Annotated in this window: 12 protein-coding genes; 9 read left to right on the top strand and 3 right to left on the bottom strand. The window is 73.5% G+C overall.

Annotated features, from left to right (window positions below):
• Nucleotides 1-1101 (top strand): ATP-binding cassette domain-containing protein (locus E1294_RS19460; protein ID WP_132510044.1); only part of this gene is annotated, 1101 nt, incomplete at its 5' end.
• Here E1294_RS19460 and E1294_RS19455 read toward each other — a convergent pair.
• Complete coding sequence (locus E1294_RS19455; RefSeq protein WP_132510042.1) at nt 1098-2303, bottom strand: ROK family transcriptional regulator; 1206 nt, start codon at nt 2301-2303, stop codon at nt 1098-1100. The two genes, E1294_RS19460 and E1294_RS19455, sit on opposite strands and share 4 nt — an antisense overlap.
• 141 nt (nt 2304-2444) lie before the next feature.
• Here E1294_RS19455 and zwf point away from each other — a divergent pair, with 141 nt between their 5' ends.
• The 8 genes from zwf to E1294_RS19420 all read left to right on the top strand — a co-directional run bounded on the left by zwf (nt 2445) and on the right by E1294_RS19420 (nt 12479).
• The gene (zwf, locus tag E1294_RS19450) at nt 2445-3992 is read left to right on the top strand and encodes a glucose-6-phosphate dehydrogenase (RefSeq protein WP_281284454.1); all 1548 of its coding nucleotides are present in this window, start codon (nt 2445-2447) and stop codon (nt 3990-3992) included.
• On the top strand, nt 3989-4111 hold the full coding sequence (locus E1294_RS57240) for a hypothetical protein (RefSeq protein WP_281284453.1): 123 nt from the start codon (nt 3989-3991) through the stop codon (nt 4109-4111). Before zwf ends, E1294_RS57240 begins: the two co-directional genes overlap by 4 nt.
• Entirely contained in the window at nt 4108-6051 is a 1944-nt protein-coding gene (edd, locus tag E1294_RS19445) for a phosphogluconate dehydratase (protein ID WP_132510038.1), read from the top strand. The genes E1294_RS57240 and edd overlap by 4 nt, the downstream gene beginning before the upstream one ends.
• Nucleotides 6052-6185: 134 nt before the next feature.
• Nucleotides 6186-7151: a glucokinase gene (locus E1294_RS19440; protein WP_132510036.1), complete on the top strand. Its 966-nt coding sequence runs from the start codon at nt 6186-6188 to the stop codon at nt 7149-7151.
• Between the two features lie 97 nt (nt 7152-7248).
• Nucleotides 7249-7863, top strand: coding sequence for a bifunctional 4-hydroxy-2-oxoglutarate aldolase/2-dehydro-3-deoxy-phosphogluconate aldolase (gene eda / locus E1294_RS19435; RefSeq protein ID WP_132510034.1), 615 nt, complete (start codon nt 7249-7251; stop codon nt 7861-7863).
• A 205-nt stretch (nt 7864-8068) separates the two neighbouring features.
• On the top strand, nt 8069-8890 hold the full coding sequence (locus E1294_RS19430; RefSeq protein ID WP_132510032.1) for an IclR family transcriptional regulator: 822 nt from the start codon (nt 8069-8071) through the stop codon (nt 8888-8890).
• A 218-nt stretch (nt 8891-9108) separates the two neighbouring features.
• On the top strand, nt 9109-10254 hold the full coding sequence (locus tag E1294_RS19425; RefSeq protein ID WP_132510030.1) for a cytochrome P450: 1146 nt from the start codon (nt 9109-9111) through the stop codon (nt 10252-10254).
• A 152-nt stretch (nt 10255-10406) separates the two neighbouring features.
• A complete protein-coding gene (locus E1294_RS19420; RefSeq protein WP_132510028.1) occupies nt 10407-12479 on the top strand; it encodes a serine/threonine-protein kinase in 2073 nt (690 codons plus the stop codon).
• A 129-nt stretch (nt 12480-12608) separates the two neighbouring features.
• Here the strand turns inward: E1294_RS19420 and E1294_RS19415 are convergent, their stop codons facing one another.
• Together E1294_RS19415 and E1294_RS19410 are read right to left on the bottom strand one after the other, a co-directional pair.
• Nucleotides 12609-13514: a D-isomer specific 2-hydroxyacid dehydrogenase family protein gene (locus E1294_RS19415; protein ID WP_132510026.1), complete on the bottom strand. Its 906-nt coding sequence runs from the start codon at nt 13512-13514 to the stop codon at nt 12609-12611.
• Nucleotides 13511-14251 (bottom strand): IclR family transcriptional regulator, encoded by a 741-nt coding sequence (locus E1294_RS19410; protein WP_246083115.1) that lies wholly within the window; start codon nt 14249-14251, stop codon nt 13511-13513. The genes E1294_RS19415 and E1294_RS19410 overlap by 4 nt, the downstream gene beginning before the upstream one ends.
• Nucleotides 14252-14314 lie beyond the last annotated feature (63 nt).

Genomic DNA, 14314 nt, shown 5'->3' with positions numbered 1-14314 from the left:
CTGTCGGGCGGGGAGCAGAAGCGGCTCATGCTGGCGGCGCTGCTGCGCGGGCCCGACGAGATCCTGCTGCTCGACGAGCCGGACAACTTCCTCGACGTGCGGGGCAAGCAGTGGCTGGAGAGGGCGATCAGAGAGTCGGCCAAGACGGTGCTGCTCGTCTCGCATGACAGGTGGCTGCTGGCAGAGATGGCCGACAGGATCATCACGGTGGAAGGGCGCGGGGCGTGGGTGCACGGCGGCGGGTTCGCCGGCTACGCCGAGGCCCGCAGGCGCCGCGCCGAGCGGCTCGAGGAGCGGCGCGGGCGCTGGGAGGACGAGCGAGCCCGGTTGCGAGGCCTGGTGCACACGTTGCGTCAGCGCTCGGCGAACAACGACGCGCTCGCGGGTGCGTACCGGTCGGCGGTGACGAGGTTGGAGCGGTTCGAGCGGGCCGGGCCGCCCGAGCGCGCGCCGAAGGAGCAGAACGTGCGCATGCGGCTGCGCGGCGGCCGCACCGGCAAGCGGGCGGTCATGTGCGAGGACCTGGAGCTGAGCGGGCTGCTGCGGCCGTTCTCCACGGAGATCTGGTACGGCGAGCGCGTCGGCGTCCTCGGCGCGAACGGCACCGGCAAGTCCCATTTCCTGCGGCTGCTGGCCGGCGAGCCGATCGCGCACACCGGCGTGGCCCGGCTGGGCGCCAGGGTCACGCCCGGACATTTCGCGCAGACCCACGAACGTCCCGACCTGCGCGGGCGAGCCGCGGCCGACGTCGTGATGCGCGAGCACGCCATGACCCGCAACGAGGCGATGGCGGCGCTGGCGCGCTACGAGCTCGCGCCGGCGGGCGGGCAGCCGTTCGAGACGTTGTCGGGCGGGCAGCAGGCCCGGCTGCAGATCCTGCTGCTGGAGTTGTCAGGGGCGACGTTGCTGCTGCTCGACGAGCCGACGGACAACCTCGACCTGGCCGGCGCGGAGGCGTTGCAGCGGGGGCTTTCAGGGTTCGCGGGCACGGTGCTGGTGGTCACGCACGACCGGTGGTTCGCCGCCGACCTCGACCGCCACCTGATCTTCCGCGCGGACGGGGGCGTGCAGGAGAGCTCCGAGCCACGCTGGGACCTCTAGCCGGAGGCCGCGCGCTCCGGGCGCAGGGCGGAGACCGTCATGGCCTCGTCGACGGCCTCGGGCGACAACACGTGGTCGAGCACCATCACCGCGCACCCGCTGATGCCGGCGCCCGCGCCGAGCCGGCTCGGCTCGATGCGCAGCCTGCGGGTGGCGAGGGCGGTGGAGCGACGGTAGACGACCTCGCGAATGCTCGATACGAGCGGCCCGAACGCCTCGGCGACGTCGCCCCCCAGCACCACCACCGACGGGTTGAGGATGTTGACCGCCCCGGCGAGCACCTCGCCGATCCTGCGCCCCGCCTCGCGCACGGTGGCCATCGTCTCCGCGTCGCCCGCCCGCACCAGCGCCGTCACGTCGGCGATCGTCGTGACGTCCTTGCCGCGTGCCCGGAGGTCGCGCAGCAGCGCGGTGCCGCTGGCGACGGAGTCGACGCAGCCGGTGTTGCCGCACCGGCACAGCACGCCGCCGCCGTCGAGGACGGGGATGTGCCCGATCTCCCCCGCGGCGCCCAGCGCGCCGCGCAGGATTCCGCCGCCGGCGACGACGCCCGCACCGATCCGCGTCGAGATCTTCACGAACATCAGGTCGTCGAGGTCGGGGTAGGCGCCGCGGTGCTCGCCGATGGCCAGCACGTTGACGTCGTTGTCGACGAGCACCGGGACGGGGAACCGCTCGCGGATGATCGGCGGGATCACCACGCCGGTCCACGAGGCCATCACGCGGGCGCTCTCCGTGCGGCCCTGCGCGAACTCGACCGTCGCCGGCACGCCCATGCCGACACCCGCGACCATCGAGCGGGGACGGCCGCCGAGGAGCTCGTCCCAGGTGTCCATGAGCAGCGGCAGCACCACGTCGGGGCCCTGCTCCACGTCCATCGCGAACTCGCGGCCGTCGAGCTCGCGCCCGGCCAGGTCGCAGACGGCGACCCTGGTGCGGCTCGCACCGAGCGACGCCACCAGCACCACGCCGCCCGAGGCGTTGAACTCCAGCCGGACCGGTGGCCGCCCGCCGGTGGACGGGGCGTCGGCGCGCTCCACGACCAGGCCGCGTTCCAGCAGCTCGCCGACGCGCAACTGCACCGCGGGACGCGACAGGCCGGTCACCCGGCCGAGATCGCCGCGTGTCACGGCCTCTCCGGAGCGGATGAGGCGGAGCACCTCACCACTTGTGGCGAGGGTCGCGGCAGTACGTCGAGGCATCGGCTAAGTGAACCACATGGGGTTAGGTAATGAAAAGTCACCACTTTTTTATCTCGAATGCCAAAACTCAGCTTGTGTACGAACCAAACTCTGGCTATTGTCCGTTCTGTCCCTGCTTGGTAGATCATGGAGCCTTCAACCGTGTCCCCCCTCTCGACCACACCCGCCGAACACCCCGCGGATCACCCTGCCGTTCAACCAGGTGCGCACACCGCTGACCTCGTCGTCTTCGGCGGCACCGGCGACCTGTCCATGCGCAAGCTGATCCCCGCGCTCTACCACAGCGACAGGGACGGCCGGCTCTCCCATGAGTCCCGCGTCATCGCCATGTCCAGGGGCGGGCTGACCGACGCCGACTTCCGCGGCAAGGTGGACGCCGAGGTGCGCGACCAGGTGCCGGTCGACGACCAGGCCGGCTGGGAACGTTTCCTCGGCCGCCTGCACCACGTCTCGGTCGACGTCGGCAGAGACGCCGGTAGAGACGCCGGTAGAGACGCCGGTGGGGCGGACAGAGCGGGCTGGGGCGCGCTCACCAGGCTGCTGGCCGGGCACGGGCAGCGCGATCGGGTGTTCTACCTGGCCAGCCCGCCCCGCACGTTCGGGCCGTTCTGCCGCGAGCTCGACGAGGCCGGGCTGGTGACGCCGCGCTCGCGCGTGGTCCTGGAGAAGCCCCTGGGCCACGACCTGCCGAGCGCGCAGCGGATCAACGACGAGGTCGGCGCCATCTTCGACGAGCACCAGATCTTCCGCATCGACCACTACCTGGGCAAGGAGACCGTGCAGAACCTCCTGGTCCTGCGCTTCGCCAACGCCTTCCTCGAGCCGATCTGGAACTCGTTGTGGATCGACCACGTCCAGATCACCGCGGCCGAGACCGTCGGGACGCCCGGCAGGCGCGGCTACTACGACCACGCGGGCGCGCTGCGCGACATGGTGCAGAACCACCTGCTCCAGCTCCTCACGCTGACCGCGATGGAGCCGCCGGCCCGCAGCGACCGCGAGGCCGTCCGCGACGAAAAGGTCAAGGTGCTGCAGGCGCTGCGGCCGATCACGGGCACCGAGGCCGACCGCTTCACCGTGCGCGGCCAGTACGTCGGGGCGGACGGCATGCCCGGCTACCTCGACGAACCGGCCTCCACGCCGCCGACCGAGGCCTCGCGGCGGGTGGAGACGTTCACCGCGATCCGGGCCGAGGTGAAGAACTGGCGGTGGGCGGGGGTGCCGTTCTACCTGCGCACCGGCAAGCGGATGCCGTACCGGCGCTCGGAGATCGTGGTGCAGTTCAAGGACGTGCCGCACTCCATCTACCCCGGCGGCGCGCCGAACCGCCTGGTGTTGCGGCTGCAGCCGGAGGAGGGCATCCAGTTGCACATCATGGCCAAGGAGCCGGGCGCGGGCGAGGTGAGGCTGAAGCCGGTGCCGCTGTCGCTGAGCTTCGGCGAGACGTTCACGACGCGGGTGCCGGAGGCGTACGAGCGGCTGCTGACCGACGTGCTGGCCGGGAACCCGACGCTGTTCATGCGGCGCGACGAGGTGGAGGCGGCCTGGCGCTGGATCGACCCGATCCTGCACGCCTGGGAGTCGCACACCGAGCTGCCAGAGCCCTACAACGCGGGAACGACCGGCCCCGCAGGAGCCCGCGAACTGCTCGGCCGCAGCGGTCGTGCGTGGCACGAGGAGGACGCGTGAACGAGCGCGGCGGGCCGACCACCGGGCCGACCACCGGGCCGACCACCGGGCCGGTCATCGGGCCCGTCATCACACGGAGCTACCTCGGGTTCACCGGCCCGACGAAGGAGGGTGCATGAACCCCGTCATTCAGGAGATCACCGACCGGATCGCCGAGCGGAGCGCCGCCAGCCGGACCGTGTACCTCGCGCGCATCCGCCGTGACGGCGAGGCCGCGCGGGCGAAGGGGCCCGCGCGGGCGCACCTCGGCTGCGCAAACCTGGCGCACGGCTTCGCGGGCGCGCCGGGCGAGGACAAGCCCGCCCTGCGCGGCACGGCGAAGCCGGGCGTGGCCATCGTGACCAGCTACAACGACATGCTCTCCGCGCACCAGCCGTACGAGGCGTACCCGCAGGAGCTGAAGGCGGCCGTGCGCAGGGCCGGAGGCGTGGCGCAGGTGGCGGGCGGTGTGCCCGCGATGTGCGACGGCATCACGCAGGGGCGGCCCGGCATGGAGTTGTCCCTCTACAGCCGTGACGTGATCGCCATGGCCACCGCGATCGCGCTGTCCCACGACATGTTCGACGCGACGCTGCTGCTGGGCGTCTGCGACAAGATCGTGCCCGGCCTGTTCATCGGGGCGCTGCACTTCGGGCACCTGCCCGCGATCTTCGTGCCGGCGGGGCCGATGACGTCCGGCCTGCCGAACAAGGTCAAGGCCCGCACCCGGCAGCTGTTCGCCGAGGGCAAGGTGGGCAGGGACGAGCTGCTCGACGCCGAGGCCAGGTCGTACCACTCCCCCGGCACCTGCACCTTCTACGGCACCGCCAACTCCAACCAGGCGCTGATGGAGGTCATGGGCCTGCACCTGCCGGGCTCGACGTTCGTCAATCCGCACACCGAGCTGCGCCACGCTCTGACCGGAGCCGCGGGACGCAGGGCCGTGCAGATCACCGCGCACGGCGGGGAGTACACGCCGATCGGCGAGGTGGTCGACGAGAAGGCCATCGTGAACGCCTGCGTCGCCCTGCTGGCGACCGGCGGCTCGACCAACCACACGCTGCACCTGGTGGCCATGGCGGCCGCCGCGGGCATCGTGCTGACCTGGGACGACCTGGCCGGGCTGTCGCGGGTGGTGCCCTCGCTCACGAAGATCTACCCGAACGGCCAGGCGGACGTGAACCACTTCCGCGACGCCGGCGGCATGCAGGTGCTCATCGGCGATCTGCTGGACGAGGGGCTGCTCCACGCCGATGTGCTGACCGTCGCGGGACGCGGCCTCGACCGCTACCGCGAGGCGCCCGCCCTCGTGGACGGCGAACTGCTCTGGTCGCCGGTCACCGGCGGCAGCGCCGACCTGGACGTGCTGCGTCCCGTCGCCGGGCCGTTCGCTGCGGACGGCGGGATCCACATGGTCGAGGGAAACCTGGGCCGCGCGGTCAGCAAGGTGTCGGCGGTCAAGCCCGAGCACCTGGTGATCGAGGCGCCGGCCAAGGTCTTCGACGACCAGCTCGATCTGCTGAAGGCGTTCGAGGCGGGTGAGCTGGACGGGCAGGACTTCGTGGCGGTCATCCGCTACCAGGGGCCGAGCGCGAACGGCATGCCCGAGTTGCACAAGCTGACCTCGCCGCTGGCCGTGCTGCTCGACCGGGGGCAGCGGGTGGCGATCGTGACCGACGGGCGGATGTCCGGCGCGTCAGGCAAGGTGCCCGCGGCCATCCACCTGTCGCCCGAGGCCGCTGACGGCGGGCCGATCGCGCTGGTGCGCGACGGCGACGTCGTCAGACTCGACTCGGCGGCGGGCACCCTGGAGCTGCTGGTTCCCGCCGAGGACCTGGCCGGTCGTACGCCGGAGGGGCGGCCGCTGAGCGACGCGCAGTGGGTGGGGACGGGACGCGAGCTGTTCGCCGCCTTCCGCCGGATGGCGGGGCACGCGGAGCAGGGGGCCGGAATCTTCGGGGTGAGCGGCGCCGAGTCGCCGCACCACGGCCCGGGGCTGGGGTTCCCCGCCGAGGCGGGCTCCTCCCACCTGGAGGCCGGCGCCCCCGTGGCCGCCCGCGCCGCCGGACTGGCCCGGTGACGAGCCGGCGAAGGCGCACGACCGTCCGGGGACGGCGAAGGCGGCACAGCCGTCTGGGACGGCGCGGGCGATCGTGGCATCCTGCGGTGTGAGGCGAGCGATCTTGACGCCGCCCGTGGACGCCGGAGGTATGCGTGAGCGCCTTTGACCTTCCCTGGCTCGTCGCCGACATCGGGGGGACCAACGCCCGGTTCGGCCTGGTCACCTCGCTGGGGGCGCGGCCGTCGAACGTCGCGGTCCTGGCAGGGGCCGCCTACGCCACGCTGCCCGAAGCCGTGGACGCCTATCTCGCGAAGCACGCGGACGGGGTGCGGCCGGGCGCGGTCTGCCTGGCCGTGGCGGGGCCGATCGACGGTGACCGCTACCGGCTCACGAACTCCCCGTGGGCCGGGTCCGTGCGCGACCTCGACGTCCCGTACGCGCGACTGCTCAACGACTTCGAGGCGCTGGCGGTGTCGCTGCCGCACCTGGAGGGCGATGACCTGGTGCACCTGGGCGGCCCGGGCCTCTGCCACGGGGTCAAGGCAGTGCTGGGGCCGGGCACCGGGCTGGGCGTGGGCGGTTTGGTGCCGGCCGAGCACGGCTGGACGCCGATCCCGGGCGAGGGCGGGCACGTCATGGTGCCGGTGGTGGAGCGGCGCGAGTTCGAGATCGTACGGGTCCTCCAGTCGCAGGGGTTGCCGCACGTCGTGGCCGAGCATGTGCTGTCGGGGCCGGGCCTGGTCCGGCTGCACCGGGCGCTGGCCCAGGTGAACGGGGTCGCCGCGCCCGAGCTGACCGCCTCGGACATCGTGTCCAGGCTCGACGACCCGTTGTGTGCCGAGACGGTCGAGGTGTTCTGCGGGATGCTGGGCGGCTTCGCCGGGAACGTGGCGCTGACCCTGGGCGCGAGGGGCGGGGTCTACCTGGGCGGCGGAGTGCTGCCCCGTATCGTGGAGCGCGTGCGTACCAGCGGCTTCCGTACGCGGTTCACCGCCAATCCCGACATGACGGACTACCTTTCCGCCATCGGGACGGCGCTGATCGTCGCTCCTCAGCCGGCGCTGACGGGCGCCGCGGCCTGGCTGAGCCGGCGCGCGCGCAGGGAATTGGTGGGCTGAGGCCGCATGCCCGGGGCCTCAGGCGGCCCCCGCTGGTGGCGCGGGCCAGAAATTCAGTACGGAAGGTCCCTGACAGGGCCGACGAGGAGAAGAACGTATGAGTAGTCTGCTCGATCTCGCCCCGGTGATCCCCGTCGTGGTGATCGACGACGCGGAGACCGCCGTGCCGCTGGCCAGGGCGCTGGTCGCCGGGGGCCTGCCGGTCATCGAGGTGACCCTGCGCACGCCGGTCGCCCGTGAGGCCATCGCCAGGATCGCCGCCGAGGTGCCTGAGGCGACCGTGGGCGCCGGCACGATCCGGACTTCTGACGATATTTCAGCATCGGTGGCGGCCGGGGCCAGGTTCCTGGTCTCGCCGGGCACCACCCTGTCGCTGGTCGAGGCGCTGGACGCGAGCGGCGTCCCCTACCTTCCCGGCGCGGCCACCGTGTCGGAGGCGATGGCGCTGGCCGAGCGCGGCATCAAGGAGCTCAAGTTCTTCCCCGCCGAGGCCGCGGGCGGCGTCCCCTACCTCAAGGCGCTGGGCGGGCCGCTGCCGGACGTGCGGTTCTGCCCGACGGGCGGCATCCGGGCGGACACGGCGGCCGCCTACCTCGCGCTGCCGAACGTGGGCTGCGTCGGCGGCACCTGGCTGACCCCGGCCGACGCGCTCGCGGCGGGCGACTGGAGCCGGGTCGAGAAGCTCGCGTCGGAGGCCGCCGCGCTGACGTAGCGCCCGGAAGCGGGCGTACGCACACGGGCCCCGCGGGTCCGGCCAAAGGGCCTAGAGCCCCTGTGACGTGGCCATTTCCGGATTCGCGAAGATCATCAGCTCGCGTTGACCGGGTATCAACGGGCGGTCACCCGGGTAGGTCAAGGCATGCACAAACGCGGCCCCGGGAAGCCCCTTTCGCTCCTCGGAAAGCGAAAGGACAGTCATGCCGACACAGGCGCCCGGTCACGAGCAGAACGTCACGGACGACCGCCGGGCGGCGCAACCGGGCAGCCTGGAGCGCGGGATCGACATCCTCCTCGCGCTCAGCGCGGCCGCCCGCCCGGTGAGCCTGTCGGAGTTGTGCCGGAGCACGGGGCTGCCCAAGTCGACCGCCCACCGCATCCTCGGCGTGCTGTGCGCCCGCGAGCTGGCTCGCCGGGTCGGCAACGGCTACATGCCCGGCGAGGTGCTGGAGACGATGGCCGGCACCGCCCGCGCCCTCGTGCCGGGCACTCGCGCGGTGGTGCTGCCGTACCTGCTCTACCTGTACGAGGCCACCCGGCAGACGGTGAACCTGGCCGTGCCCGCCGCCGGTCTGGAGGCCCGTTACGTCGAGCGCCTCTACGGTCACAACCGCGTCGACTCGCGCTCCGACGGCACCGACCGCGCGCCGCTGCACTGCACGGCCACGGGCAAGGCGCTGCTGGCCTTCGATCCCCGGCTGCGCCACGAGCTGATCGCGCGCGGCCCCTTCGAACGCTGGACGCGCCGCACCGTCACCACCCTGACCGGGCTGGAACGCGAGCTGGCCCAGGTCCGCAGGAACGGCGTGGCGTACGCGCAGGAGGAGTACACCGAGGGCGTGGCCTGCGTGGCCGCGCCCGTGTTCGGGCCCGCGGGCACGGTGTGCATGGCGCTGGGCGTGGCCGCGCCCGCGCACGCGGCGCAGCTCGCCAGGCTCGGTATCTCCGTGCGCGGCGCCGCCCAGGCCATCTCGGCCGCGCTGTCTCCCTCCAGTTGCTCCTGGCCGCTGCGTGTTCCGTGACGCCGACGTGTTCCGGTCACCGGAACACGTCCGACGCGGGGCACCGCAAGCGTTCCGTTGACCGAAACCCCAGATTGCGAACGGGGGCCCGCGGCGATCACATCGGCATATGAACTTCCTCCCCGCTCCGGCCATCCAGGAGGCGCCCGCGGGCTCAGGGCTCAGGGCCCGCCAGGCCCGGGACCCGCGGGGGCCGGCCGGATTCCGGGAGGCCGCGCGTGCCTAGGGGGCTGCCCAGGGCCACCGCGCTGGAGAGCCTGCGCCTCAAGGCCGCCCTCGTCCCGCCCGGCACGCCGCACCTCACTCCCGGGCGTGACCTGCTGCGCTCCCGCACGCTGCTGTCGGAGCTCGAAGCCAGGTACGGCGGCCGCCCCGTTCTGGTCCACGGCCCGCGTGGCCCGGCGCTGCTGATCATGTCCAAGCGCGACGCGCTGCGCGTGCTGGCCGAGGACGACGACGCGTACGCTCCGGCCGTCGAGACGCGATTCCTGGGGCTGCCGACGGACGTGCTGCGCCCGGCGTTCATCGAGATCGCCCGCGAGGAGGCCAAGGAGCTCACCGAGGGTGTGGTGGACTACGCGCGGCTCAACGGCCGCTGGCAGCGCGTCGCCCGGCGCTGCGTCTACGGCGACGGCGCAGCCGGTGACGAGGAGCTCACCCGGCTGCTGGCGGACCTCACGCGGGCAGGACGGCTGCGGGCCAGGCGGCGCCAGCAGCTCCTGTCGGGCCGCTACGACGCCCGGATCATCGACCACCTGCGCCGCGCCGAGCCGGGCAGCCTGGCCGGACTGATCGCCGAGACCCCCGGACAGGCCGAGTCGCGCGGGCTCATGCAGGCGGCGTTCTGGCTGATGGGGCTCGGCGTGACCGCGCCCGGCCTGATGCAGACGCTCGCCCTGCTGGCCGCCCTCCCGGCGCACCGCAAGGCGGCCCGCACCGACCCCTGCCATCTGCGCGCCTGCCTGCGAGAGGGCCTGCGCCTGTGGCCGCCCGTGCCGGCGCTGACCCGCGTCACCACGGTGGAGACCTCCTGGTACGGCGCCGCCCTTCCCGCGGGCACCACCGTCCTGGTGCCGATGGCCGTCCACCAGCGCAACCCGCGCCTGCCGTACGCGAACACCTTCGCACCCGAGATCTGGCTGGACGGCACCGCCGCCGGCGAGTGGTGGTCCAGGCCGGGCTGCGAGGGCGTGCACCTGACGCTCGCCGTCGGCACGGCCTTCCTGGCCGGCATCCTGCGCGGCTCCCGGCCCAAGCCGGTCGGGCGGCTCATCTCGCCGCACCGGCCGCTGCCCCACGCGCTCGACCTCACGCGGCTGCGGGTGACGATGATCCCCGCGCGCCGCAAGCCTGCTCACGCCTAGTGGCCGACGAGTAGGCCCTTCCTCCGTTAGAGTCTTGGGTACAAACGGGATGCCGTGCGGGCGGAACGGTGCGGGTCGCGGCATGACGACCGGCCGGGGCGGAGGAACGGTTCGGGTTGAGACGGGATGACGACGGCGAGAGGACGGCGACGTTGGGGCGCTCCGCTGGCTCTCCGCTGAAGCCGGAAGATCCGCCGGCGATCGGCCCCTATGAGCTGCTCAGCCGTCTCGGCTCCGGCGGCATGGGGGTGGTCTACCTCGCCAAGGCCGCCGACGGGTCACGGGTGGCACTCAAGGCGATCCGGCGTGACTTCACCGCCGACCCGGTCTACCGCGCGCGCTTCCACGAAGAGGTGTCCAACGCCCGCAAGGTGGCCTCGTTCTGCACGGCGCGGGTGCTCGACCACGGCGAGGACCGCGGCCGCCTCTATCTCGTCACCGAGTACATCGACGGCATCTCCCTCGAGGACCACCTCATCGAGCACGGCGCGCTGTCGCCGTCGGTGTTGCACGCCGCGGCCGTCGGTGTGGCCGCCGCGCTGACCGCCATCCACGCGGCGGGGCTGGTGCACCGCGACCTCAAGCCGGCCAACGTGATGCTGACGCTGGCCGGGCCGCGGGTGATCGACTTCGGGCTCGCGCGCTCGACGCACGTCGACTCCCGGCACACCAACGCCGGCATGGTGATGGGCACGCCCGGGTGGATCGCTCCCGAGCAGGTCTTCGAAGGGCGCACGAGCCCTGCGGGCGACGTGTTCGCGTGGGGCTCGCTCATCGCGTACGCGGGGCTCGGCGGGCATCCGTTCGGCGAGGGCGACGCCTACGTGATGGCGGCCAGGGCCCGCACCGCGCCTCCCGACCTGCGAGGGCTGCCTGCCCCGCTCGACCGGCTGGTGGCGGCGGCCATCCACCCCGACCCCGCGCGGCGGCCGGCGGCCAGGCAGCTGCTGCTGGAGCTGGTCGAGGCGGCCGACGAGCCGGCCGCGCAGCTGGCCGCGACCAAGCACCTGACCAACGCGTGGAACCCGTCGGAGTTCGGGCCGCTGATGCCGCAGGCGCCGCACCGCCCGCCGCCCGACCGGGCCGCGCCGGGCTCGCCGTCTCCGCGCCGTCATCCCGAGGCCGCCCACCGCGGCCAGCAGCCTGACGGAGCACACCGCGGCCCGCAGCCCGAGGCGCCCGGCCACGGCACTCAGGCGCGGCGCCCGGACGGCCGTGCCCCGCAACAGGCCCACCACGAGCGCACGGGGCCCGGCCCCCTGCCCGGCGCGGGCGGGCGGGCGAGCCAGCCCCCGCCCGCCGAACGCACCGGGCCCACACCTGGTTCCGGCCGCGGCCCGCAGCAGGTCCCGCCCGCCGAGCGGACGGGCCCCACACCTGGCTCCAGCCGGAGCCCCCAACCGCCGGCGGCCGCGGAACGCACCGGCCCCACGGCGGCCGGGCAGGACCGCCGGCCGCATCCCGAGCGGACCGGGCCTTTGCCGCGCACCGCGCGCGGCCCGCAGACGCCGCATCCTGAGCACACCGGCCCGCTCTCCACCGGCCCGCTCTCCACCGGGCGCGGGCCGCTGCCGCACCACCGGACCGGCCAGACGCCGCCGCACCACGCGGTCGCCGGCCCAGTAAGCGGCTCAGTAACCGGCTCAGTAACCGGTGCGGCCACCGGGCAGGGCCCGCTGCCCGGCTACCGGCCGCCCGGGCGCAAGCGCAGCGTGTTCGCCGGCTGCCTGACCGTCCTGGTCGTCGCGGCGGTGCTGCTGGTGCTGCTGCTGGCCGTGCTGGCCTGGGTGTTCCGCCCTCCTCCCGCGGCCGGTGCGGACGGGCCCGTGCAGGACGGCAAGCTGAAGTTCGCCGTGACGAGCACGAAGTGCCCCAAGCCGGCGAAGTCCGCGGCCGAACGGGTCTGCCGGATCGGCGTAAAGATCGACAACGTCGGCCCTGACGCCCGCGTGCTCTACCCCGGGCAGCAGAAACTCATCGACGAGGACGACGTGCCGCACGCCGGCACCAGGCTGCTCGACAAGGCGGGCAAGGAGATCACGCCGGTGCGGATCGAGGCCGGGCGGTCGTTCACCGGTGCCCTGGTGTTCGAGCTGGCCAAGGGCCTTACGCCCGTGGGGCTCGAGGTGCACGACTCAATCCTGAGCGCGGGCGCGCGGATCAACCTGCGCGACCAGCCCGACGCCGCCGGCCCGGGCGCCCGTCACCACCCGTCGGCCGCCTGACACGTCCACGACGCCCGCATCGCGTGCCGGGCACGCCCCTCGCGTCGCTCGCCTGGCACGGCCGGATGCCGTCATGGGGGCTGTGCGGAGTCGATGTCATGAGGGCCGGCGACGCGGCGGAGGGCCGGGTCAGAAGCCCTGCGACGGGGAGACCACGCCTTCGAGCGGGGCGCCTTCGGAGAAGCGGCGCACGTTGGCGGTGACGCGTTCGGCCAGGCCGCGCCAGTAGGCGTCGCGCGGGTTGGCGCAGTGCGGTGTGATCAGGACGTTGCCCAGCTCCCACAGCGGGTGCCCGTCCGGCAGCGGCTCGGGGTCGGTGACGTCGAGGGCGGCGCCCCCGATGTCGCCCGCGCGCAACGCGTCCACCAGGTCTTCGGTCACCACGAGCCCGCCCCGGGCGACGTTCACCAGCCAGGCGTCCGAGCGCATGAGGCCGAACTCGCGCGCCCCGAACATCCCCAGGGTCTGCGGAGTGGCGGGCGCCGCGACCACCACGTAGGCGGCCTCGGGCAGCGTCTCGCGGTAGCGGGCGCGCGGCACGATCTGCGCCGCCCCCGGCGCCTCTCCCCTGTCGGTGACCGCCAGGACCCGGCAGCCGAACGGCTCCAGCATCCGCATGAGCGCCCGCCCGATGCCGCCGAAGCCGACGATCGAGACCGTCGAGCCGGTGAACTCCTTCGAGGTGTTGGGCCCCCACGAGGTGGCCCTGGCGTGCCGGGGCAGCCCGCGCGCGACCGCCAGCATCAGGGCCAGCGCGTGCTCGGCCACGGCCGGCCCATAGGCGCCCGCGGCGGCGGTGAAGACCGGCTGCTCGGTGATGACCCCGGCGGCCGCCCATCGTTCGACGCCCGCGTGCGGCAGTTGCACCCAGTGGATGCCGCCGTGGACCATCGACCGGATCTCCGCGGGGTCGTCGCTGCCGTAGTAGACGATCGCCTCGGCCTGCTCCAGTGGTACGACCTTGCCGCCCGCCCGCTCCACGGCCTCGATGAGGACGGGCACGGGCTCGGGGCCAACGTGGACGGCGACGGTCATGACGGATCCTCCTGGTAACCGAGATGCTCAGAGATGGCACCGGCGCACCGGCGCACCGGCGGGAGCAGGGCGTGCAGGGCGGCGCGACCGGCCTGGGCGCGCAGCGCGGTCAGCGAGACCGCCGCGGTCACGTCGCCGAAGGCGTTGCGCACGGGCACGGCCACGCAGTGGACGAACTCCTCGAACTCCCCCTCGTCGGCCGCCCACCCCCGCTCACGCACGACCCGCAGCTCCTGGTCGAGCGCGTCCCTCGTGATCAGCGTAGCGGGAGTGTACGGGGTGAACTCCCAGCCCTCCAGCACCTCGTCGGTGTGGGCGGCGGGCAGGTGGGCGAGGATCGCCTTGCTCACGCCCGCCGTGTGCAGGGGGACGGGCCGCCCGATGCGGGCGTACATGCGGACGGGACCGGGCGGCGAGACCTTGTCGACGTAGACGATCGTGCTCTCGCGCAGGGCGGCCAGGTGGACGGTGTGACCGGTCGACTCCTGCAGCGCGACGAGGTGCGGGTGGGCGAGGTCGCGCAGCCCGAACTGGCCGCCGGCGCGGGCCGCCAGCGCGGCGAGCCCGCCCCCCGCGCCCCACGTGCCGTCCGGCAGCCGCCGGACCAGGCCGGCCTCGGCGAGCGTGTGGAGCAGGCGCAGCGCGGTGGTGCGGTGCACGCCGAGCCGGTCGCCGATCTCCGCGAGGCTGCGCGGGCCGTCGCACGCCAGTCGGAGGATCGTGGTCGCCCTGCTCACGGTCTGCGACATTAAGCTCTGCCCTTTACAGCGGTGTTGACACAACCGAATACCTGCAGCAGG

It is taken from the genome of Nonomuraea diastatica (assembly GCF_004349015.1).
Classification (GTDB): domain Bacteria; phylum Actinomycetota; class Actinomycetes; order Streptosporangiales; family Streptosporangiaceae; genus Nonomuraea; species Nonomuraea diastatica.
This window is presented reverse-complemented; position numbering and strand designations above follow the sequence as displayed.

Excerpts from the sequence above, each read along its gene's own strand:
- E1294_RS19455 (WP_132510042.1), bottom strand. The coding sequence starts at position 2,303 with ATGCCTCGACGTACTGCCGCGACCCTCGCCACAAGTGGTGAGGTGCTC.
- edd (WP_132510038.1), top strand. The coding sequence starts at position 4,108 with ATGAACCCCGTCATTCAGGAGATCACCGACCGGATCGCCGAGCGGAGC.
- eda (WP_132510034.1), top strand. The coding sequence starts at position 7,249 with ATGAGTAGTCTGCTCGATCTCGCCCCGGTGATCCCCGTCGTGGTGATC.
- E1294_RS19430 (WP_132510032.1), top strand. The coding sequence starts at position 8,069 with ATGCCGACACAGGCGCCCGGTCACGAGCAGAACGTCACGGACGACCGC.
- E1294_RS19415 (WP_132510026.1), bottom strand. The coding sequence starts at position 13,514 with ATGACCGTCGCCGTCCACGTTGGCCCCGAGCCCGTGCCCGTCCTCATC.